Below are 20,840 nucleotides of genomic sequence, written 5' to 3'. Positions count from 1 at the left end.
CACATTGCTGTTTTGAATACTGAAAAAGACTGGCGCATCGGCCCTAAAACCGGAATCAGTTTTAGGGCCGATGCGCAGATTCAATGAGTTAGAGCGCCCGCGGTGCGCCCGAAAAGGCGTCGACGCTCCAAAAACGGAATTCGGGCGCAGTGCATAAATGCGTCTGCGCCCGAAGAATCATTATGCGGAAAGCACTTCCTTGGAAGCGACAGTCGAATCGGCATTCAGCTTGTAGATGATCGGAACGCCAGTGTTGAGTTCCTGCTTGAGAATCTCTTCCGGTGTCAGGCCATCGAGCGCCATGATGAGCGCACGCAGCGAGTTGCCGTGGGCTGCAACCAGAATGGTCTCGCCGCGCAGAACATGCGGCTGGATGGTGTGCAGATAATAAGGCCACACGCGCGCGCCGGTATCCTTCAGGCTTTCGCCACCCGGAGGAGGAACATCATAGGAGCGCCGCCAGATATGGACCTGTTCTTCGCCCCATTTTGCCCGTGCGTCATCTTTGTTGAGGCCCGAGAGATCGCCATAATCGCGTTCATTGAGAGCCTGATCGCGGATTGTTTCCAGTTCCGACTGGCCAAGCTCATCAAGAATGTGCTGGCAAGTAACCTGCGCACGCGACAGGACCGAGGTGTATGCAAGGTCGAACTTAAGGCCCGCGGCCTTCAGGCGCTGGCCTGCGGCCTTGGCTTCTGCATGGCCCTGTTCGGTCAAGCCTGGATCGCGCCAGCCGGTAAAAAGGTTCTTCAGGTTCCATTCGCTTTGGCCGTGGCGGACCAGGACGAGGGTACGAGACATCGCAGCACTCCGTTGGGATGAAAAAGATTAGTCGTTAAACCCGAGAACATCGAGCATAGAATAAAGGCCGGGTTTCTTACCATGTGCCCAAAGTGCTGCTTTCACAGCACCCCGAGCAAAGATTGTGCGATCCTGAGCATGGTGGGAGAGGGTGATGCGCTCTCCTTCGCCAGCCAGAATGACTTCGTGGTCGCCGATAACCGAGCCGCCGCGTAAAGTCGCAAAGCCAATCGTGCCGTCCTCGCGTGGACCCGTATGGCCATCGCGTACACGCACGCTCTTTTCAGCAAGGTTGATTGCTCGTCCTTGAGCCGCTGCCTCACCCAGCAGAAGGGCTGTGCCTGACGGCGCGTCAACCTTGTGCTTGTGATGCATTTCGAGGATTTCGATGTCGAAATCTTCAGGGCCAAGTGCTTGCGCTGCCTTCTTGATAAGGCCAGCCAGAAGATTGACGCCAAGACTCATATTGCCGGATTTGACGATTGTCGCATGGCGCGCGGCAGCGAGGATTTTTTCTTCGTCTTCAGTGGAAACACCGGTGGTGCCAATGATATGGACGATGCGGGCCTGCGCTGCGAGCCCTGCATAATTTACTGTGGTCACAGGTGTAGTGAAATCGAGCACGCCCTGCGCTTTAGCGAAAACCGGCAGCGGATCATCGGTGATAGCAACGCCAAGATTGCCAACGCCTGCAACTTCTCCGGCATCTTTTCCGAGAAATGGGGAACCAGGACGCGCTATGGCACCGGACAACCGCGCCCCGTCGATAGCATGGATGGCACGGATGAGAGCTTGTCCCATACGACCATTCGCACCCACGACCACCAGGCCCATTTCAGCACTATCAGCCATTCGATGTTTCCTCCGAGCCTGTCTTTCCGATGAGCATGTCATCCTTGCCGCTCTGAAGCTGATAGAAGCGGGCATAGACGCCATTTGGTATCTTGATCAGATCGTTGTGACGGCCTTCCTCGACCACATATCCCGCTTCCATCACGACAATGCGGTCGGCATTGACGACTGTGGAAAGACGATGAGCGATGACGATGGTCGTGCGGTCCTGCATGATGTGATCAAGCGCCTGTTGAACACGCTTCTCCGACTCATTATCAAGCGCGGAGGTCGCTTCATCAAGCAATAGAACCGGCGCGTTACGCACGATTGCGCGTGCAATCGATACACGCTGACGCTGGCCGCCGGAAAGCGTTACGCCATTTTCGCCAACCGGCGTATCATAACCCTCCGGCTGTTGAAGAATGAACTCATGCGCATTGGCGAGCTTTGCCGCGTCGATGATTTCATCCAGTGTCGCATTGGGGCGACCGTAGCGGATATTATCGGCAATCGTGCCTTCAAAAAGATAAGGCTGCTGCGATACATAGGCCACGGAATGGCGAAGCGACTCTTTCGTGACTTTTGAGATGTCCTGCCCGTCGAACAGAATCTGTCCGTCGGTAACATCGTAAAAGCGTTGCACAAGGCTGATGAGGGTCGATTTGCCCGCGCCAGACGCTCCAACGATCGCGGTGGTTTCACCCGCCTTGGCGATGAAGTTTACACCATGCAAGACAGGTGCAATGTCGCTATAGGCAAAGTGTACATTCTGGAAATCGATTTCGCCCGGACCAGCCTTGAGCGCCACCGCATCGGGAGCATCGCCCTGATTGGGTTCGATATCCAGTACTTCATAGATCATGCGCGCATTCACAAGCGCACGCTCAAGTCCAACCTGCAAACGTGCCAGACGGCGCGCAGGGTCATAGGCCAGCAGCAGAGCGGTGATGAAGGCGAACATTGCGCCGGGCGGCTGCTGATTGAGGATCGCATTATAACCGCTATAGGCCAGAACGCCTGCAATCGCGAAGCCAGCCAGAATTTCGGCAATGGGCGTGGTGCGTTCAGACACGCGGGCGATCTTGTTGCTTCTGTTTTCCGCCTGATCGATCAGAGTGCTGATCTTGCCGCGAAGCTGGTCTTCCATGGTGAAGGCTTTCACGATGGAAATGCCCTGCACGGTTTCCTGCATAGCTCCCAGAAGATGGGAGTTGAGGTGGACGAGGTCGCGCGTGACAGACCTGATGCGGCGGGAAATATAAGAAACCGCGAGAACGAGCGGCGGGCCAACCAGAAAGACTACAGTCGACATGAACGGATCGGTATAGAACATCATGCCGATCAGGCCGATCAGCGCCACGAAATCCCGCGCAATCGACGTGATCGTCATGTTCAGAAGATCACGAATACCATTGACGTTCTGGTTGATCTGGGCAGCCAGATGACCCGAACGCGTATCGTTGTAAAAATCTAATCCAAGCAGGAGCAAGTGATCAAAGATGCGCTTCTGATAGCGTGCGACGAGATTGTTGCCGATCTTCGCAAGCTCTACGGCCTGAATATAGCTGGAAAGACCACGCAGAACGAAAATACCGAGGATCGCGCCACAAATTACCCAGATCAGTCCGATTTTCTGTTCGTAGAAAATCTTGTCGATCATCGGCTTCATCAGATATGCAAGCCCACCGTTTGACGCGCCGACGATAAGAGAGGCAGCGATGGCTATGGCATAACTTGCTTTATATTGATGCGCATTCTCCGACAGCATGCGGCGAATGACACGCGTAGCTTCGCTCGGATCGATCTTCTTCTTTTTCTTTTTGAATAGGCTCACGGGCAAAGTGCTTTTTATCTAGCAGCCGTTGGCTGTCGTTGATCTTGCATTCTCGCGTGTCTCTCTGGACTGGAAACGACAAAAGGCTGCGATAGAGTGGTGCCAGTTAAGAAAAAATCGTTAGCACCGCTCTAATTCTTCGTTTGTGCGCATTATCCAACGCAAAACCGCTTCGCACTTTTGCTGGAAATGCTTTAATTGTTTCATTGCAGCGCTTCTATAGCGTTATCTTTGCCGCTTGACCATGCCTGAGAAAGTAACCTGATCAGCCAACGCGCCAGCGGCGGCCATCGGTGGAAACTTCAAATCGCGATGGAGTACGGGCAAATGCAGAAAGTCCGCTCAGTGCTGCTAGCGGATGCACAACGACCCGAACAGGAATGTCACGCATAAAATGCGTATGGGGGGCTTTGTCTTCAAAGGCTGCTCTGAAGGAGCCTGCCTGCAAAGCAGGCAGAATGCGCTGCGGAATGCCACCTGAGAGATAAACACCGCCATGTGCTTTGTAGATAAGCGCAAGGTCGCCTGCTAATCTACCGAGATAGGTGACGAACAGATCAAGTGTTTCGACAGCCTGAGCGTTGCTGCCATCAAGTCCGGCGGCTGTGATATCCGGCGGCGTGTCGAGAACGGGCGTCACCTTATCGGCGGCGCAGATTGCGAGATAGAGATTGCGCAGACCGCGTCCGCAAAGAATCTGCTCTGCTGCAACGCGACCTTCGATTGGTTCGATATGTGGGAAAACCTGATAATCCCGCTCACTACGTGGACCAATGTCTATATGTCCACCTTCGCCGGGAACAGGAACCCATGCCTTGCCGGTGCGTACGAGGCCGGCAACGCCAAGGCCTGTTCCGGGGCCGAGAACGACGCGCGTAGCGACGAGTTCTTCGTCGTGACCACCGATCTGGTGCAGATATTCCTTGCCGATCGAAACAACAGCCAGCGCCTGAGCTTCAAAGTCATTGAGGACGGTCACGTCTTCAAAGCCGAGCTTTGCGATCAGTTGTTTGGGGCGAACCACCCAGTCACAATTGGTCAGATCAATTTCATCGCCATCAACCGGGCCTGCAACTGCCAGAATGGTTGAGCGAGGCCGTAAAGAGGTGTGATTGAGGACCGTTTGTTCGATTGCATCGTCAATCGTTGCATAATCAGCCGTCTGGACCACGGGGAACTCCCTGGGTTCCGCATGGGCATCAACAAGGAGCGCAAAGCGCGCATTGGTTCCACCGATATCGCCGACGAGGACGGGAAACTTGAAATTCTGGTCAGCGTCAATCATGGTCTGCCTTGCTGCTTCGTCTGTTCTTATTGTTTGCGGGCTTATCTGGATATGCTGGTTAATCCAGCACTCTTACCAGCTTTTCAGCGGTTGCGGGATTAAGCGCCATTGGGATGTCATAAACACTGCCGAGGCGTGTCAGCGCTTTCACGTCGACATCATGTGGAAGTGGCGATAGCGGATCGATGAAAAAGATCAATGCCTGCACCGTTCCTTCGGCAATCATTGCGCCGATCTGCTGATCACCGCCCAGCGGTCCGCTTTTGACACGATGGATATTGAGCGAAGGGCAGGCCTCCTGAATGAGGCCGCCTGTCGTTCCGGTCGCAACGATATCGTAGTGTGACAAGGCTTTCTCATGCGTACGCGCAAAGGCGACCATCTCGTCTTTCTTCAGGTCATGAGCGATCAAAGCAATACGCAGACGTTCTGTCATGAGATTGATAACCTTGTCATTTGAACTTTAAATCGTTTAAACCCTATAGCGAAGCCATGATTAAGTGAAAAGCATGTTTTCCATCTTTCGAGAAACTGCTTTAATTCGCACCATAAATCACGTCCGCAATCGAATCCGGTGACGGACCATTCAGCACTGCGGCACAGGCTTTTGGCAAGTCCGAAACCATAACCGGCTTTGGCTTCTTCGGGGGCTCTTTGGATGGCTTTGCAGGTTTCCATGGCTCGTCGGTAAACCACCATGCCAGCGACTTGTCGCAACCGTCACCTGCCGCCACCTTTGGCTGCGGCTTGCAGTCTGGTGATCCGGGCTGACAATGCAGTCTCACATGGAAATGATAAAAATGCCCCCAGTAGGGGCGGACTTTGCCAAGCCAGCTGCGGTCGCCTGTCACTGTGTCGCAAAGCTGTTTCTTGATGCCGGGGTGAACGAAAATGCGCTCGACTTCCGGATAGCTGGCTGCGTGTTTGATAAGAGCAGTGCGGGCAGGGGTCCATTTTTGCTGATCGACGTATAGCGAATCTTTTTTCAGCATGGATACCGCTGATACGCTTTCACGCTCCGCGTCGGTGAAACGCTTCTTGGGCATCGGCGTGAGCCAGATATCTGCATCTAATCCGACCTGATGCGAAGCATGACCCGTGAGCATAGGGCCGCCGCGAGGCTGCGAAATGTCACCAACCAGAAGGCCGGGCCAACCATCCTTGGCCGCGTCACGCGAAAGCTTTTCCAGAAGGCCGATCGTATGAGGATGCCCCCAGCGCCGGTTTCGCGACAGGCGCATAACCTGCCAGTTTGGACCATCCACAGGGAGGGCGACAGCACCCGCGAGACAGCCCTTGGCATAAAAGCCGATAGATTGTGGCGATTGCGCCAGAACCGGAAGCTGTTTGCTGCCGAAGGCCTGCTTGGCGGGCTGATCGTCTGCGAAAGCCTGCGGGACGAACTCTGGAGCGATCATTGCCGCAAGGCAGGTTGCAAGAACAAGACGCGGCCAGAATTTCGAGCTGGATCTCTTTGCCATGGGCAATTTCCCAAAAAACTTTTGCTCGAATCATTCGAGCTGATAGGCCGGATTATGCTTCGCGTTCGCTAAAACGGCAATTAAAGCCTGTCTCCAAAAAGGTGGACCCGGATTATGGGAAAAGACATATGTAAAAACAAAGGCTTAAAGCGCGTCGCATGGGCATGATAAAATGCGGCATCTTTAGAGCGATTTTATCGCCAGCTCTTGTCTCGCCACATGGCGGAGAAAGCGGCTTTATAATCGGGATGGATGAAATCATAGCCGAGATCTTTGATGCGCTGGTTGGAGACGCGCTTGTTTTCACTATAGAAAGAGCGCGCCATCGGCGTCATGTCTGCTTCTTCAAACGGAATTTCTGGCGGTGGCGCAACGTCCATCAATCCGGCTGCGTAGCCCACGACATCCTGTGGTGGCGCAGGCTCATTATCGGTGATGTTGAAAGCGCCGCCCGTATTGGTACCCGCCAGAAAACGTAGCGTTCCGGCAATATCATCGACATGGATGCGGTTGAAGACCTGACCTTCCTTGATGATCCGTCGTGCCGTGCCGCGCTCCAGATTGATGAAGGCATTGCGTCCCGGGCCGTAAATACCGGACAGACGCAAAAGTGCGACCGGTGTACCATGCCGTTCGCTCAAAATATCCCATGCATTTTCCGCTTCAACGCGCTCAAGCGACCGTCGCGAAGTGGGTTCGCGTGGGGCAGTTTCATCGATCCAGTTGCCATCATGATTGCCATAAACACCGACGGTCGAAAGATAGCCAATCCAGCGAACGGTGTTGTCGGGACGGCGAAGTGCTTCCTCGACGATTGCCAATGAAGGGTCGCCACTTTCGCGTGGTGAGATCGAGACAACAACGTGGGTCGATTTCGCAAGCCGGTCAATAAGTTCTGGTGAAGCGGCTTCACCATCGAAAATAATTGGGGCGATGCCCGCTTTTTCCAGTGCTGGGAAGTTTTGCTCGTTGCGGGTGGTGCCATCAATGCGTTCTGCCTCTCCGGTCATCAGGCGGGAAAAAGCCTGAGCAGAATAACCGGCTCCAAACAGAAAAATGCGCATGTCAGCTGTCCTCCAATATCCATTCTGCGCGCACCGTATCATCCTCTTCGTCTGAGGCCAGACGTTTCTGTAAAATTGTGAAACGTTCCATGGGGGCGAGCTGTTTGAATGCCCAGACTGCTGCACCACGCACAACGGGGGCGGGATCTTCAAGCAGATTTTCGACCTGTGTCAGCAAAGACTGATCTTGCGAATTACCCGTTGCAATCAGCACATTGCGTATGAAGCGGTCGCGTCCGATCCGTTTGACCGGAGAGCCAGAAAACAGAGTTCGGAAACCCGGATCGTCAAGAACGAGAAAGTCAGCAAGCCGAGGAGCTTTGAGATCGTCACGCGCTTTCAGCTTCATCTCGCTGGTCGCTTGTGCGAATTTATTCCAGGGGCAGACCGACAGACAGTCGTCACAACCATAGATGCGGTTGCCCATCGATTTGCGAAACTCGTGCGGGATCGGTCCCTTGTTCTCAATCGTGAGATAGGAAATGCAGCGTCGCGCATCGATCCGATAGGGTGAGGGAAACGCGTTCGTCGGACAAGCGTCGAGACAGGCACGGCAGGAACCGCAATGATCGCGTTCAGGCTTATCGGGCGGAATTTCTGCGGTCGTAAAAATAGAGCCGAGAAATAGCCAAGAGCCATGTTCGCGGCTGACAAGATTGGTGTGTTTGCCTTGCCAGCCAATGCCGGCCGCTTCCGCCAATGGCTTTTCCATAACGGGCGCCGTATCCACGAAGACTTTGACGTCCTGACCAGCGCGAGCCGCAAAACGGCTTGCCACATGCTTGAGCTTACCCTTGATGATGTCGTGGTAATCGCGGTTCTGCGCATAGACAGAAATTGCCGCCCGGTCCTTGTGTTCAAGGATGGTGAGCGGATCGCTGTCCGGGCCATAGTTCATGGCAAGGATCATGATCGAGCGGACTTCCGGCCACAACACACTTGGATTGGCACGGCGGTCTTCCGTTTCCTCCATCCAGAGCATGTCAGCGTGATGGCCGTCGGCAATATATTGCCGAAGCCGCTGCGGCGCTTGTGGGATGGTGTCGGGCGTCGTGAACGCGACCGCGTCGAAACCCACAGCTTTCGCTTCCTCAATCAGAAAGCGCTTGAGCTTGAGATCCTTTTCCGAAGCCGGTCCAGAAACCTGTTTTGTCTCAGAAGTCGAGGTCGCCATAATGGGCCACTGGTGCTAGTCCGCGCACACGATCGGAGAGCAAGGGGCGGAAGGCTGGACGCGATTTCATACGTGCATACCAGTCGCGTGCGGCCTTGGTTTCGCTCCACTCGATTTCACCGAGATAGTCGAGCACGGAGATTGATGCTGCTGCTGCCATATCAGCATAACTCGGATGACCGCCTGCAAGCCAGTCCCGCGTTGCGGCAAGCCAGTCAATATATTTCATATGCTGGCGGATATTGGTGCGGGCTGCGCGAATAGCTGTTGAATCAGGTGCACTGCCCCCCATCTCGTCGGCCATTTGAAGCTTGAACACGCGCTCGCGTGCAATATGCCGCGTGACCTCGTTTTCAAATTTCAGGAGGAACCAATCGACAAGACGGCGTACTTCGGCGCGCTCCATCGGGCTTTCAGGTAGCAGGCGGCGGCTGCGCTTCAAAGCACCACGCGTCTCGTCGAGATATTCGGCAATCACTGTCGCACCGACAACGGGCAAATCCCGTTCTGCCAGCAGAACCGGCAATGTTGCAGCCGGGTTAAGCGCCAGAAATTCCTTACGCCGCGACCATGGTCGTTCTTCGATCATTGCGGCTTCGACATCATATTCGCCGAGGATAAGCCGCACATAGCGCGAGCCTGAAGACATGGGATGATGAAAAAGCGTAAGCATAATCGACGCGGTACTCTCGACTGACAAGCTTTAATTGATACCCGTAGAGGCCCTGCGGCTGGCATTTGCGCTGACAGCAGGTTATTTCTGCAGTCAGGCGATTCGAACCACCTCAACGGAATGTTTAGTCTATAAGGGCTATGCCTGCGGGAGACAAGCAATCGCTTAAGCGCCTATTCTTGCATTTTCATGCTTAACAGCTCGTCAAGACACGCCGTTTTCATCCTGCTCACCTCCCTAAGGTACTGACTTCATGGAAATTTATAATCTTCTGGAAGCTGCTTTTCTTGGACTCATCGAGGGCTTGACGGAATTCATCCCCGTTTCCTCCACAGGCCATTTATTGCTGGTCGGTCATTTTCTGGGCTTTGAATCAACGGGTAAGACTTTTGAGGTTCTCATTCAGCTGGGTGCGATCCTTGCGATCCTGACGGTCTACTCAGCAAAGCTCATCAAAATCCTCACCGATTTTCCGCGCGATGCGCGAACACGCCGTTTCGTTTTAGGCATTCTGGTAGCCTTCCTGCCCGCAGCGGTCATCGGTGCGATGGCACATGGTTTTATCAAGAGCGTGCTTTTTGAAACGCCGATGCTGGTTTGCGTCATGCTGATCATCGGCGGCTTTATTCTTCTTTGGGTGGATCAGCTGGAATTGAAGCCGCGTTATCGCGATGTGATGGATTATCCGTTGCCGATCTGTCTGGCCATTGGCTTTGTCCAGTGCCTTGCCATGATCCCGGGCGTGTCGCGCTCCGGCTCAACCATCGTTGGTGCGCTTTTACTTGGTGCGGACAAGCGTTCGGCGGCAGAGTTTTCGTTCTTCCTTGCCATGCCAACCATGGCGGGTGCTTTCGCATATGATCTCTATAAGAGTCACAGCATGTTGTCGCTCAACGATGGCGCGTTGATCGTGGTCGGTTTTGTGATGGCGTTCATTTCGGGTGTGTTCGTCGTGCGCCACCTGCTCGACTATGTTTCCCGTCATGGCTTCAAGCTGTTCGCCTGGTGGCGTTTGATCGTCGGTGCGCTGGGAATGGCGGCCCTTTTCATCTGGGGCTAAGCCGACATTAAAGAGCAAAAGAAAAGGGGCCTTTCGGCCCCTTATTTTATTCTCGTTATATGCTCACGCAAAGCCGGTCTTGGTGTACTGACCAGCGACGCGGTAACGCCAGAGGTAGGCTGGAAGAATTGCATCTACGGCTTCGGGTGTGATGCCCATGCCCTGAAGCGTCCGGCCTTCTTTGGCTGCCTGTTCCGAAACAACATTGTCATATTTGAGCAGCGTCACCTGATCATTGGTGAGCAGCGGATTTGGCAAAAGGCCAAGGACCGATGCCTGCACGCGGGCAACCCACCACGGCATGGAAATAATGATGCGCTTGCGGGCGATGACGCCGAGCATATCCTTCATCCAATGCTTGAATGGCTGTACGTCCGGGCCGCCCAGTTCATAAACACTGCCGCGCTGCAACTTGCCATCGACCGCACGGGCCGCGGCTTCTGCGACGTCGCCAACATAGACCGGCTGGAGCCGGGTTTCGCCGCCACCGATGACCGGCAGGAATGGCGAGAAGCGTGCCAGGTTGGCAAAGCGGTTGAAGAAGCGATCTTCATGGCCGAAAATGATCGACGGACGCAGGATTACAGTTTCGGGCAGAACCGCGAGAACTGCCTTTTCACCTTCTGCTTTGGTGCGGGCATAGTCAGACTTCGAATTGGCATCGGCCGCGAGTGACGAGAGATGTGTCAAGGGGACGCCTGCAGCCTTCGCGGCCTCAGCAATATTCTTAGCGCCGAGCACCTGAACGCTGTTGAAACGCTGCTTGCCGCTTTCGGAAAGAATGCCGACGAGATTAATGACATGGTCGGCACCCATGACGGCGCGCTCGACAGACCAGCGATGGCGCACATTGGCCTGAACCATCTGAATCTGGCCGACATTGCCAAGTGGTGCCATATAATAAGCAACTTCTGGCTTGCGCACGGCGACGCGTACACGATAGCCGCGCTTGGTAAGGCTTGCTACAACCGCGCGCCCGACAAAGCCAGAGCCGCCGAAAACGGTAACCAATTTTGGCCTGTTGTGGACTTCGTTCGGTTCGGTCTTCATCCTAAACTCCTGCATGAAAGCCTGATTATACCGCCAACTATAATGATTGCGGCATGCTTTTATGGCGGTGATTTATCGCCTTTTGGCAACAACGCAAAGGGGACTTGTTGTCACGATGTCGAAACTGACCGCTTTTCCAGCATTAAACGTGCAATACCGCTTTGAGATTTCGCGGCTTACTGGTAAATCGCGCGCATGAGCACACCACTTGACCACATTCGCAATTTTTCGATCGTCGCCCATATCGACCACGGCAAATCGACGCTGGCCGACCGCCTCATTCAATTGACCGGCGGACTGGATATGCGTGAGATGAAAGACCAGGTCCTCGACTCGATGGATATCGAGCGCGAGCGCGGCATCACCATCAAAGCCCAGACCGTTCGTCTTAACTACAAGGCGAAGAACGGCGAGGACTATGTGCTGAACCTCATCGATACGCCCGGACACGTCGACTTCGCCTATGAAGTCTCGCGTTCGCTGGCTGCTTGCGAAGGTTCGCTTCTGGTGGTTGATGCCTCACAGGGCGTTGAAGCGCAGACGTTGGCCAATGTCTATCAGGCCATCGACAACAATCACGACATCGTGGTGGTGCTCAACAAGGTCGATCTTCCCGCAGCAGAGCCTGAGCGCGTTCAGCAGCAGATCGAAGAAGTGATCGGCATTGATGCAAGCAAGGCCGTGATGATCTCGGCCAAAACTGGCCTCGGCATTCCCGATGTTCTCGAAGCAATCATCGAGCAATTGCCTCCTCCGAAAGAGGGTGACCGCAATGCGCCGCTGAAGGCTATGCTGGTGGATAGCTGGTATGACAGCTATCTTGGCGTTATCGTTCTGGTCCGTATCATCGACGGTGTGCTGAAAAAGGGCCAGACCATCCGCATGATGGGTACAGGCGCGAAATATCCGGTCGAGCGTACCGGTGTGTTCACACCGAAAATGGTGCAGGTAGACGATCTTGGTCCGGGCGAGCTCGGGTTCATTACGGCTTCCATCAAGGAAGTGGCTGATACCCGCGTCGGCGATACCATCACCGAAGATCGTCGCCCTGCTGAAAAGGCTTTGGCAGGTTTCAAGCCTGCACAGCCGGTTGTGTTCTGCGGATTGTTCCCGGTCGATGCAGCAGATTTTGAAGATCTGCGCGGCGCAATGGGCAAGCTTCGCCTGAACGATGCGTCGTTCTCCTTTGAAATGGAAACTTCAGCGGCCCTTGGTTTTGGCTTCCGCTGTGGCTTCCTCGGGCTTTTGCATCTTGAAATTATTCAGGAACGTCTTGAGCGCGAGTTCAATCTCGACCTCATCACGACAGCACCTTCGGTTGTTTACCGTCTGAAGATGTCAGACGGCAGCGAAAAAGAACTGCATAACCCGGCTGACATGCCCGATGTGGTCAAGATCGCAGCGATTGAAGAGCCTTGGATTCGCGCAACAATCATGACGCCGGATGATTATCTCGGTGCGATCATGAAGCTCTGTCAGGAGCGGCGTGGCCTTCAGATTGATCTGACTTATGTCGGCCCACGCGCCATGGTGACATATGACCTGCCGCTCAATGAAGTTGTGTTCGATTTCTACGACCGTCTGAAGTCGATCTCGAAGGGCTACGCATCGTTCGACTATAATCTGTCGGATTATCGCGAAGGTGATCTGGTCAAGATGTCGATCCTGGTCAACGAAGAGCCTGTCGATGCACTTTCGATGCTGGTTCACCGTTCGGCTGCAGAAAAGCGCGGGCGCGTACTTTGCGAAAAGCTCAAGGAGCTGATCCCGCAGCACATGTTCAAAATTCCGATTCAGGCAGCCATTGGCGGACGTATCGTTGCGCGAGAAACCATCTCGGCTCTGCGCAAGGACGTGACGGCTAAGTGCTACGGCGGCGATATCTCGCGTAAGCGCAAACTTCTGGATAAGCAGAAGGAAGGCAAGAAGCGCATGCGCCAGTTCGGCAAGGTGGAAATTCCACAAGAGGCCTTCATTCAGGCTCTTAAGATGGGTGATGATTGAGAAACATAAAGAGGGGCCTTTGGCGCCTCTTTTTTGTTTCACTGTAAATATTGGCAGAGATAGAGATGAATTTTATGAGTGGTTTACCGCGCATATCGATCACCTACTGCACACAATGCAACTGGATGCTGCGGGCAGCGTGGCTGGCGCAGGAGTTGCTGCAGACATTCGGGCAGGATCTGGCGGAAGTGGCACTACGGCCCGGTACGGGTGGCGTGTTTGAAGTCCGCGTTCATATGCCGGAGGGCAATGAAGAGCTTATCTGGGAACGCAAGCGCGATGGTGGTTTTCCAGAAGCCAAGGTTCTGAAGCAACGCTTGCGCGATATTGTTTGGCCTGATCGTGATCTTGGACATTCGGATAGCAAGCCGAAACCGGAATAACAGAAAGCCCGCAACTTGCGGGCTTTCTGTTTCATTGTTTAATCTTCGTCCACGACGCGCAGCCGCATTTGGGTCGGTGGGGTTTCCGCCTGTCGCGACTGTTCTGCCTGTCGCATCTGCGGCGTTTCCTCAGTCGGCGCGGGGCCAAATTCAAGCGCTTCGATTTTCGCGCCTCGTTTTGTTACCTTGTTCGAGGATACCAGAATATCGTCGATGTCTTTGTTGGCCTGCAGGAAGTGGGTTTGCAGCTTGCGCACACGCTCATCAAGACGACCTACATCCTCCATTAAGCGCACCACTTCCCCCTGAATGACATGGGCTTGCTCGCGCATGCGGGCATCTTTGAGGATCGACTGGATAACCTGAATGGACAGCATGAGCAGCGAGGGTGAAACAATCACGATCCGCGCACGGTGCGCACGCTGGATGATCGCTTCAAAATGCTCGTGAATATCCGCGAAGATCGATTCCGAAGGCACGAAAAGGAAAGCTGTATCCTGTGTTTCGCCGGTAATGAGATATTTATCGGACACATCCTTGATATGCACTTCCATGTCCCGGCGGAACTGGGCGACAGCAGCCTTGCGCGCCTCAGGATTCTCCGTTTCGCGCATCGAATTCCATGCTTCGAGCGGGAATTTCGCATCGATCACCAGTGATGGCGAATTGTTTGGCATTCGCACCAGGCAGTCGGGGCGTGTGCCATTGGTCAATGTGGCCTGAAATTCGTAAGCACCTTGCGGCAGGCCATCAGCGATGATCGCTTCCATCCGTGATTGGCCGAAAGCGCCACGCGTCTGCTTATTGGCGAGGATCGCCTGCAACTGTACCACTTGTCCTGCCAGCGACTGAATATTGTTCTGCGCCGTGTCGATAACGGCAAGACGCTCCTGCAATTTGGCAAGGTTTTCATGGGTCGAGCGGGTCTGCTCGGTCATGGTCTGACCGATGCGATGCGTCATGCCGTCGAGGCGCTCGCGGATCGACTGATTGAGTTCTGCCTGACGCGAGCCAAACACTTCGGCCATGGTCTGCATACGACCCTGCATCTCGGACTGTGCTTTCAGAATCTCCGACATGCGATATTCCGCATCGCGGGCACGATCTTCTGCCTGTGCTTCCGCTACTGCACGAAGGCGGGCTGAGCGCGCTGCCGCAATGAGGAAAATGGCAAGACAAACCACAAGCACGACAATGCCCGCCAGAAGAATATCTCCGAGCGAGAACGAAGAAGCGCCGAGCTGCAGGAGCGGCTCATTCAACAGATTCTGATTTTCCATTTATCCAGCTTAGCTGATTCGTATTGCAATGATGAGATCAAAACGAGAACATATTGCAAGTTACAATTGACGATTCTTTTGCGAGCGATTACGTGAAACTCATGTCTATAAAACCGCTTATTATTCTTCCTGATCCCGTTCTTCGTGAACTGTCCAAGCCCGTCGAGCGCTTTGATGATCAATTGCGCAAATTTGCCGGCGACATGTTCGACACGATGTATGATGCGCCGGGCATTGGTCTTGCCGCCATTCAGGTGGGCGAACCCTTGCGCATGCTGGTGATCGACATTGCCAAGGAAGATGAGGCGAAAGCCCCGCACGTCTTTATAAATCCCGAGATTGTTGCCTCGTCTGACGAGCGCAGCGTCTATGAGGAAGGCTGTTTGTCGATCCCGGATTATTATGCGGAAGTTGAACGGCCTGCGACCATCAAGGTCAATTATTTCGATGCTGACGGCAAGCCACATTCGATGGACGCCGATGGTCTGATGGCCACCTGTTTGCAGCATGAAATTGACCATCTCAATGGTGTGCTGTTCATTGATCATATCTCCAAGCTCAAGCGCGATATGGTCATCAAGAAGTTCAGGAAGCTCGCAAGCCAGCGCGCTACGAAAAAGGTTCTGTGATGCGTATTGTCTTCATGGGCACGCCAGACTTCTCAGTGCCGATTCTGACTGCAATTATCGGGCAGGGCTATGAGGTGGTCGCGGTCTATACGCAGCCGCCACGCCCGGCAGGTCGTCGCGGGCTCGAGCTGACCAAATCGCCAGTTCATGAAAAGGCCGAAGAATTCGGCATTCCGGTTTTCACGCCCAAAAGTCTTAAGGGTGCGGAAGAGCAGGATGTTTTCGCAAGCCTCGAAGCCGATGTTGCGATTGTTGTGGCCTATGGCCTGCTGTTGCCACAAGCTATTCTCGATGCACCGCGTCTTGGTTGTTACAATGGCCATGCCTCGCTTTTGCCGCGCTGGCGTGGTGCTGCACCTATTCAGCGTGCTATCATGTCAGGTGATACTGAAACCGGCATGATGATCATGAAGATGGATGCGGGGCTGGATACCGGCCCTGTTGCCATGGCGGAAAAGGTTGCCATTACGCCGGATATGTCGGCGGGTGAATTGCATGATCGTTTGAGCATGATTGGTGCCGACCTGATGGTGCGTGCGCTGGGTGCTCTTGAACGTGAAAGCCTTACGCTTCAGCCACAGGCTGAAGAAGGCGTTACTTATGCTGCCAAGATCGACAAGGCCGAAGCCCGCGTCGATTGGTCGAAGCCTGCCAGGCACGTGCACAATACCATTCGCGGCTTGTCGCCGTTTCCGGGCGCCTGGTGCGAGATGGAAATCAATGGTGCGGTTGAACGCGTGAAACTACAGCGTTCTACGATGGGTGAGGGCAGCGGTGTGCCGGGTACGGTACTTGATGACCGATTGACCGTTGCCTGCGGGGATGGTGCAGTCCGGCTTGTGATGCTGCAACGTTCTGGCGGTAAACCTTTGGCGGCACAAGAGTTTCTGCGCGGCGCGCAGATTACGAAGGTTCTCTGAGCGGTGCCTCGTTATAAAATCACCGTCGAATATGATGGCACGCCCTATGTCGGCTGGCAGCGGCAGGAAAACGGCCATGCCGTGCAGAATGCGATTGAACAGGCGTTCAAAAAGTTTTGCGGTGAAGATCTCACATTGAGTGCGGCTGGCCGCACCGATGCCGGCGTTCATGCGGTAGCGCAGATGATTCACGTCGATCTCACCAAGGATTGGGGTGCAGCGAAAGTGCGCGATGCACTCAATGCTCATCTGGTGATGGCCGAAGAACGCATCAGCATTCTCAATGTCGAGAAGACGACGGATGCTTTTGATGCGCGCTTTTCAGCGCGTGCCCGCCATTATCTCTATCGCATTCATAACCGCCGTTCGCCGTTGGCGATTGATTATCAGCGCGTTTGGTGGGTGCAGAAGCGTCTTGATCATGAAGCGATGCACGAGGCCGCAAAGCGGCTTTTGGGCGAGCATGACTTTACAACCTTCCGCGCTACGCAATGCCAGGCCAAGAGCCCGGTGAAAACGCTCGACCGGCTCGATATCACGCGCACAGGTGACTATGTGGAAATGCGGGTCTCTGCCCGCTCGTTCCTGCACAATCAGGTGCGATCCTTTGCGGGCAGTCTCATGGAAGTGGGCGTGGGTCGCTGGACGGCAGATGATTTACAGGCTGCTTTGGAAGCCAAGGACCGTAAAGCTTGCGGTCAGGTTGCCCCGCCTTACGGCCTTTATCTCGTCGGCGTCGACTACCCATTTCCGTTTTAAAACGTCTGCGCGCTAATCCCTATGCCGAAAAGCTGCTGCAGGAACACTGTAATAAACAGTGAGCCAAAGAATACGCAGGCAAAGAACGGCGCGACATAAGCATGTGGGCGTTGCAGGACAATGAATGTCAGGCGATAGCTCAATATCACGGATATGGCGAACAGAACGATCGCAAACAGCGTCGCAACATCGAGAAAGCCCGGAAAGAACAGCTGCAGCAGCGTGATCGGAGCGAAAAGCCAGGACAGCAAAGCGCTGCCCCAGTTGGTTGCGATAACATAGGCCGCGTAACGCTTCGATATGCCGATGCGTCGGGCAATGATCCCAATAATGACAAGCGGTATCACCCATGCGGAAAGATCGACGAACGCCGCGCGGATGACGATGGCGAGGCGCAAGCCTGCTTCATCGCGACCGGCGGTCAGGTCCGCAGCATAGGCAACCCATGTTGCCAAAAGCGGAGGAAGGGCGATGACAATCGCATAGAAAGATGCCCAGAAATCTTCTGCAGAGATATCAAGGTATGCAAGGCCGTCTTTGCGGCCAAGCATCATCTTCCAGACGCCCGTGAAATATCTGAAAATATCATCCAGACTGGGCATGAAGTTCCTTATCCGAAGAAATCAGTGATGAAACGTTCGTAAATCTGTGTGAGGCCTTCAAGATCAGCAACCGCGACACGTTCGTCAACCATGTGCATGGTCTGCCCGACAAGGCCAAACTCGACCACTGGACAGTAGTCCTTGATGAAGCGTGCATCGGACGTGCCGCCCGACGTCGAGAGATTGGGACGCTTGCCGGTTACCGCTTCCACAGATGAAGTCAGCGTGCCGATCAGCTTCTCGTCACGGGTCAAAAAGACATGGCTCGGATTTTCGCGCCAGGTCAGTTCATAATTGATCGGAGTTTCGCGACCCGGGCGCAGGCGATCATTGCGTGACGCCTTTTCAAGACGTGCGATGATCTCCGCCTGCAGGCTTTCAGCCGTCCATGTGTCGTTGAAGCGGATATTGAAGGACGCACTTGCCTTATTGGCAATGACATTGGTGGCTTTGTTGCCAACATCGACGGTTGTCACTTCAAGGTTGCTGGCCTGAAAATCCGCTGTTCCTTCATCAAAAGCCGGATAAAGCAGGCTATCGACAAGCGTTGTAATGCCTCGCACTGGATTTTCTGCAAGATGCGGATAAGCGGCGTGGCCCTGCACGCCATGAACGGTAATCGTGCCGGACAGTGAGCCACGGCGTCCGATCTTGATCATATCGCCAAGTGCATTGGGGTTTGTTGGTTCGCCAACGAGTGATGCATCCCAGCTTTCGCCGCGATCCCTGGCCCATTTCAGCAGCTTTTCGGTGCCGTTGATCGCAGGGCCTTCTTCGTCACCCGTAATGAGGAAGGAGATGCTGCCCTTAAGGCTTCCGTGGTTCTCCACATGACGCGCGACCGCTGCAACAAAGCAGGCAATGCCACCTTTCATGTCGACTGCGCCGCGACCATACATAATGCCGTCTTCAATGGCTGCCGAGAAGGGCGGGTGTTTCCAGTCGGCTTCATCGCCGGGAGGTACCACATCGGTATGGCCAGCAAACATCAGATGAGCGCCATTGCCAGACTTACGTGCATAGAGATTTTCAATATCCGGCGTGTCCTTGTCGGTAAAGACCGGGCGCTGGATGGAAAAGCCCATCGGTGCAAGCATGCCTTCAAGTGCCGTCAGTGCGCCACCTTCAGCGGGCGTAACCGACGGACAGCGAATAAGGGCGGCGAGGTTTTCGGCAGGATTGGTAGGCAGGCTCATGGTGTCACAGCTTTATTCTGAGAATCGTATGGGCTTGAGATTAGATCGGGAAGCGCCCAGATGAAACAACAATCCCATAACTGGGTAAACACTACGCATTGAGGTTTATCGCGGCTTTTCTCAATTCGTTGCAATTCGGGAATGAAATTTCCTTGACCAAGGGGCCTTTGTCATCGTTAGTTAAAAAAAGGTTGATAACGAGATCCGGAAAACGGACCGGTCACCAGGGAATTGTTCTAGGGGACGTTTTAAAAATGGGAATCCATCATGCGCTCACTGATCTCTGCGGCAGCAGGTATAATGGCTTTATCCGGGGCGACGCTGGCGCCGGCCAAGGCAGCACAATGGAGTGAAGCGGGCGGGATTACCAGTATTCCATATGGTCATCTTGATTATTGCAAGCGCACACCGCGCGATTGCGGAGCCCATCGTGTGCTTGCGCCGATGAAGTTGACGCCTGATCGCATGCGAATGCTGCAAAGCGTGAATGCATCTGCCAATGCTGCGATCAAGCCGGTTTCCGATCAGGATAATTATGGCAAACGCGATTACTGGACCATTCCTCGGAACGGTAAGGGTGACTGCGAAGATTATGTGCTGTTGAAGCGCGCCAAACTCATGGCACGTGGGATCAGCCCGTCACAACTTCTTATTACGATGGTGCAGGGCAGTGAGCCCCATATCGTGCTGACCGCACGGACGGATCACGGGGATTATATTCTCGACAATATGCGTGGAGAAGTTCTGCCGGTGGAGAAGACTTCCTATCGTTATATCAAGATGCAATCGCCAGCCAATTCTGGTCAGTGGGTTTCGATAGCCGGGCGTTCGATGGCTGTAGCCAATAACTGAAGCTGGCCTGTCCTTTTGTCGAGGCTGGAAGTCGCTGATCTTTGATCGCAAAATTTTTTGCGACGGTCCGATAAAATTGGATCGGCGTTTTGTGCTTTTGTTATGATGTGCATCTTAGTCCGAAAGCCAGTTTAGAGTTTTCGGGATGTGCTCAGATGGGGTCGCATTCTGCGCCCCTTTTTTAATTGTGAGTGACCCGGCTGCGGCTCTGCTGGTTTCGAAGGCTTATTTTCTGATTTTGAGATCATACCGCCCTTGAAACTATCAGCCACACAATTGTCGCCAATGCGCCTCATTGTTCGCTATTATTATACAGTGAAAGCAAACAGACTGTTCGACAAAAATGAACAAAAGTACCCATATAACAGATCTGTGAATGCTGATATATGACCCAATATATTGTTTAATATATATAATTTTCTATATTTTGACCAGTTTTTAAAAAATTGGGAGCACGAATGTGTGATTAAGAAAACATTTTCGTGACTGGAACTTTCTCCCACTGTCACCCATTTGAGATGCATGAGGACGACGCATAGTACGTCGGCCACAGACTAAGGAGATAGAAAATGAATAAGTTCATTCTTGCTGCTGCTGCTGCTGCTCTCGCTCTTAGCGCCGGTGCTGCTTTTGCTGAAAACCCACGCGTAGGTGAGCCAGCTGATCTTTATGCAAATGATCGTACTCCAGTTGCTACTCAGCGCGTTGATCATACCGCGACTGCAGCAATTGGCCAGTCGACCTACATGGATGGTTCGGCAAACCGTTTCGGTGATGCTTCGCCTTCCAGCTTCTCGAACTAAGAGTTCGACTGAAAGCTTTGCTATTCCGGTCTGATCGAAGACTTTAATTCCAGATCGGGATAGCAAAAAAGAAGGTAGTGAGTGCGGCCTCCCAAGGTTCTCATTACCGGATTTGAAATACTCAACGATATTAACGAATCTCCCCGGAGGATGGCT

Annotated in this window: 21 protein-coding genes; 8 read left to right on the top strand and 13 right to left on the bottom strand. The window is 53.8% G+C overall.

All coding sequences use genetic code 11. The features are described from left to right. Positions 1-180: 180 nt before the first annotated feature. From CEV32_RS15395 to CEV32_RS15355, 9 genes are all read right to left on the bottom strand, one after another. On the bottom strand, positions 181-801 hold the full coding sequence (locus CEV32_RS15395) for a 2,3-bisphosphoglycerate-dependent phosphoglycerate mutase (protein WP_094578011.1): 621 nt from the start codon (positions 799-801) through the stop codon (positions 181-183). A gap of 27 nt (positions 802-828) precedes the next feature. Further along, on the bottom strand, positions 829-1,653 hold the full coding sequence (gene dapB, locus CEV32_RS15390; protein ID WP_094578010.1) for a 4-hydroxy-tetrahydrodipicolinate reductase: 825 nt from the start codon (positions 1,651-1,653) through the stop codon (positions 829-831). Then, positions 1,646-3,469, bottom strand: a complete 1,824-nt coding sequence (locus tag CEV32_RS15385) for an ABC transporter ATP-binding protein (protein ID WP_094578049.1) — start codon at positions 3,467-3,469, stop codon at positions 1,646-1,648. The genes dapB and CEV32_RS15385 overlap by 8 nt, the downstream gene beginning before the upstream one ends. 265 nt (positions 3,470-3,734) lie before the next feature. Next, on the bottom strand, positions 3,735-4,754 hold the full coding sequence (locus CEV32_RS15380; RefSeq protein ID WP_094578009.1) for a glucokinase: 1,020 nt from the start codon (positions 4,752-4,754) through the stop codon (positions 3,735-3,737). A 58-nt stretch (positions 4,755-4,812) separates the two neighbouring features. Then, positions 4,813-5,190 carry a methylglyoxal synthase gene (locus CEV32_RS15375; RefSeq protein ID WP_064320996.1) on the bottom strand — a complete coding sequence of 126 codons (378 nt, stop codon included), beginning with the start codon at positions 5,188-5,190 and terminating at the stop codon, positions 4,813-4,815. A 100-nt stretch (positions 5,191-5,290) separates the two neighbouring features. Further along, positions 5,291-6,235, bottom strand: coding sequence for a penicillin-insensitive murein endopeptidase (mepA, locus tag CEV32_RS15370; RefSeq protein WP_094578008.1), 945 nt, complete (start codon positions 6,233-6,235; stop codon positions 5,291-5,293). A 194-nt stretch (positions 6,236-6,429) separates the two neighbouring features. After that, positions 6,430-7,299 (bottom strand): SDR family oxidoreductase, encoded by an 870-nt coding sequence (locus CEV32_RS15365; protein ID WP_094578007.1) that lies wholly within the window; start codon positions 7,297-7,299, stop codon positions 6,430-6,432. A gap of 1 nt (position 7,300) precedes the next feature. Further along, complete coding sequence (queG, locus tag CEV32_RS15360) at positions 7,301-8,473, bottom strand: tRNA epoxyqueuosine(34) reductase QueG (RefSeq protein ID WP_094578006.1); 1,173 nt, start codon at positions 8,471-8,473, stop codon at positions 7,301-7,303. Further along, a complete protein-coding gene (locus CEV32_RS15355; protein ID WP_094578005.1) occupies positions 8,454-9,146 on the bottom strand; it encodes a glutathione S-transferase family protein in 693 nt (230 codons plus the stop codon). The genes queG and CEV32_RS15355 overlap by 20 nt, the downstream gene beginning before the upstream one ends. Before the next feature lie 253 nt (positions 9,147-9,399). Here CEV32_RS15355 and CEV32_RS15350 point away from each other — a divergent pair, with 253 nt between their 5' ends. Further along, a complete protein-coding gene (locus CEV32_RS15350) occupies positions 9,400-10,206 on the top strand; it encodes an undecaprenyl-diphosphate phosphatase (RefSeq protein ID WP_094578004.1) in 807 nt (268 codons plus the stop codon). 63 nt (positions 10,207-10,269) lie between these two features. Here the strand turns inward: CEV32_RS15350 and CEV32_RS15345 are convergent, their stop codons facing one another. Then, positions 10,270-11,256, bottom strand: coding sequence for a complex I NDUFA9 subunit family protein (locus tag CEV32_RS15345; protein WP_094578003.1), 987 nt, complete (start codon positions 11,254-11,256; stop codon positions 10,270-10,272). Between the two features lie 195 nt (positions 11,257-11,451). Between CEV32_RS15345 and lepA the strand changes: the two genes are divergently transcribed. Then, positions 11,452-13,260 (top strand): translation elongation factor 4, encoded by a 1,809-nt coding sequence (gene lepA / locus CEV32_RS15340; RefSeq protein ID WP_094578002.1) that lies wholly within the window; start codon positions 11,452-11,454, stop codon positions 13,258-13,260. A 74-nt stretch (positions 13,261-13,334) separates the two neighbouring features. After that, positions 13,335-13,643: a SelT/SelW/SelH family protein gene (locus CEV32_RS15335; RefSeq protein ID WP_094578048.1), complete on the top strand. Its 309-nt coding sequence runs from the start codon at positions 13,335-13,337 to the stop codon at positions 13,641-13,643. 38 nt (positions 13,644-13,681) lie between these two features. Here CEV32_RS15335 and CEV32_RS15330 read toward each other — a convergent pair whose 3' ends face one another. After that, the gene (locus tag CEV32_RS15330) at positions 13,682-14,923 is read right to left on the bottom strand and encodes a DNA recombination protein RmuC (protein ID WP_094578001.1); all 1,242 of its coding nucleotides are present in this window, start codon (positions 14,921-14,923) and stop codon (positions 13,682-13,684) included. Between the two features lie 101 nt (positions 14,924-15,024). Here CEV32_RS15330 and def point away from each other — a divergent pair, with 101 nt between their 5' ends. From def to truA, 3 genes are read left to right on the top strand one after another with little or no spacing between them, the layout of a single operon-like run. Beyond that, positions 15,025-15,552 carry a peptide deformylase gene (def, locus tag CEV32_RS15325; RefSeq protein ID WP_094578047.1) on the top strand — a complete coding sequence of 176 codons (528 nt, stop codon included), beginning with the start codon at positions 15,025-15,027 and terminating at the stop codon, positions 15,550-15,552. Then, positions 15,552-16,472 carry a methionyl-tRNA formyltransferase gene (gene fmt / locus CEV32_RS15320; protein WP_094578000.1) on the top strand — a complete coding sequence of 307 codons (921 nt, stop codon included), beginning with the start codon at positions 15,552-15,554 and terminating at the stop codon, positions 16,470-16,472. The genes def and fmt overlap by 1 nt, the downstream gene beginning before the upstream one ends. 3 nt (positions 16,473-16,475) lie before the next feature. Further along, positions 16,476-17,231 carry a tRNA pseudouridine(38-40) synthase TruA gene (gene truA, locus CEV32_RS15315; RefSeq protein WP_094577999.1) on the top strand — a complete coding sequence of 252 codons (756 nt, stop codon included), beginning with the start codon at positions 16,476-16,478 and terminating at the stop codon, positions 17,229-17,231. Here truA and CEV32_RS15310 read toward each other — a convergent pair. Both CEV32_RS15310 and dapE read right to left on the bottom strand, forming a co-directional pair. Continuing rightward, on the bottom strand, positions 17,228-17,833 hold the full coding sequence (locus CEV32_RS15310) for a hypothetical protein (protein WP_094577998.1): 606 nt from the start codon (positions 17,831-17,833) through the stop codon (positions 17,228-17,230). The two genes, truA and CEV32_RS15310, sit on opposite strands and share 4 nt — an antisense overlap. 8 nt (positions 17,834-17,841) lie before the next feature. Then, complete coding sequence (dapE, locus tag CEV32_RS15305) at positions 17,842-19,029, bottom strand: succinyl-diaminopimelate desuccinylase (RefSeq protein ID WP_094577997.1); 1,188 nt, start codon at positions 19,027-19,029, stop codon at positions 17,842-17,844. 300 nt (positions 19,030-19,329) lie between these two features. Here dapE and CEV32_RS15300 point away from each other — a divergent pair, with 300 nt between their 5' ends. Both CEV32_RS15300 and CEV32_RS15295 read left to right on the top strand, forming a co-directional pair. After that, positions 19,330-19,881 (top strand): transglutaminase-like cysteine peptidase, encoded by a 552-nt coding sequence (locus CEV32_RS15300; RefSeq protein WP_208620859.1) that lies wholly within the window; start codon positions 19,330-19,332, stop codon positions 19,879-19,881. Between the two features lie 569 nt (positions 19,882-20,450). Next, a complete protein-coding gene (locus CEV32_RS15295) occupies positions 20,451-20,684 on the top strand; it encodes a hypothetical protein (protein ID WP_094577995.1) in 234 nt (77 codons plus the stop codon). Positions 20,685-20,840: the final 156 nt, after the last annotated feature.

Origin of the sequence: Brucella rhizosphaerae (assembly GCF_002252475.1) — a bacterium.
In the GTDB taxonomy this organism is placed as follows: Bacteria; Pseudomonadota; Alphaproteobacteria; order Rhizobiales; family Rhizobiaceae; genus Brucella; species Brucella rhizosphaerae.
This window is presented reverse-complemented; position numbering and strand designations above follow the sequence as displayed.

Coding starts and splice junctions, on each gene's coding strand:
- CEV32_RS15395 (WP_094578011.1), bottom strand. CDS start 801: ATGTCTCGTACCCTCGTCCTGGTCCGCCACGGCCAAAGCGAATGGAAC.
- dapB (WP_094578010.1), bottom strand. CDS start 1,653: ATGGCTGATAGTGCTGAAATGGGCCTGGTGGTCGTGGGTGCGAATGGT.
- CEV32_RS15380 (WP_094578009.1), bottom strand. CDS start 4,754: ATGATTGACGCTGACCAGAATTTCAAGTTTCCCGTCCTCGTCGGCGAT.
- CEV32_RS15375 (WP_064320996.1), bottom strand. CDS start 5,190: ATGACAGAACGTCTGCGTATTGCTTTGATCGCTCATGACCTGAAGAAA.
- mepA (WP_094578008.1), bottom strand. CDS start 6,235: ATGGCAAAGAGATCCAGCTCGAAATTCTGGCCGCGTCTTGTTCTTGCA.
- CEV32_RS15365 (WP_094578007.1), bottom strand. CDS start 7,299: ATGCGCATTTTTCTGTTTGGAGCCGGTTATTCTGCTCAGGCTTTTTCC.
- queG (WP_094578006.1), bottom strand. CDS start 8,473: ATGGCGACCTCGACTTCTGAGACAAAACAGGTTTCTGGACCGGCTTCG.
- CEV32_RS15355 (WP_094578005.1), bottom strand. CDS start 9,146: ATGCTTACGCTTTTTCATCATCCCATGTCTTCAGGCTCGCGCTATGTG.
- CEV32_RS15350 (WP_094578004.1), top strand. CDS start 9,400: ATGGAAATTTATAATCTTCTGGAAGCTGCTTTTCTTGGACTCATCGAG.
- CEV32_RS15345 (WP_094578003.1), bottom strand. CDS start 11,256: ATGAAGACCGAACCGAACGAAGTCCACAACAGGCCAAAATTGGTTACC.
- lepA (WP_094578002.1), top strand. CDS start 11,452: ATGAGCACACCACTTGACCACATTCGCAATTTTTCGATCGTCGCCCAT.
- CEV32_RS15335 (WP_094578048.1), top strand. CDS start 13,335: ATGAGTGGTTTACCGCGCATATCGATCACCTACTGCACACAATGCAAC.
- CEV32_RS15330 (WP_094578001.1), bottom strand. CDS start 14,923: ATGGAAAATCAGAATCTGTTGAATGAGCCGCTCCTGCAGCTCGGCGCT.
- def (WP_094578047.1), top strand. CDS start 15,025: ATGTCTATAAAACCGCTTATTATTCTTCCTGATCCCGTTCTTCGTGAA.
- fmt (WP_094578000.1), top strand. CDS start 15,552: ATGCGTATTGTCTTCATGGGCACGCCAGACTTCTCAGTGCCGATTCTG.
- CEV32_RS15310 (WP_094577998.1), bottom strand. CDS start 17,833: ATGCCCAGTCTGGATGATATTTTCAGATATTTCACGGGCGTCTGGAAG.
- dapE (WP_094577997.1), bottom strand. CDS start 19,029: ATGAGCCTGCCTACCAATCCTGCCGAAAACCTCGCCGCCCTTATTCGC.
- CEV32_RS15300 (WP_208620859.1), top strand. CDS start 19,330: ATGGCTTTATCCGGGGCGACGCTGGCGCCGGCCAAGGCAGCACAATGG.
- CEV32_RS15295 (WP_094577995.1), top strand. CDS start 20,451: ATGAATAAGTTCATTCTTGCTGCTGCTGCTGCTGCTCTCGCTCTTAGC.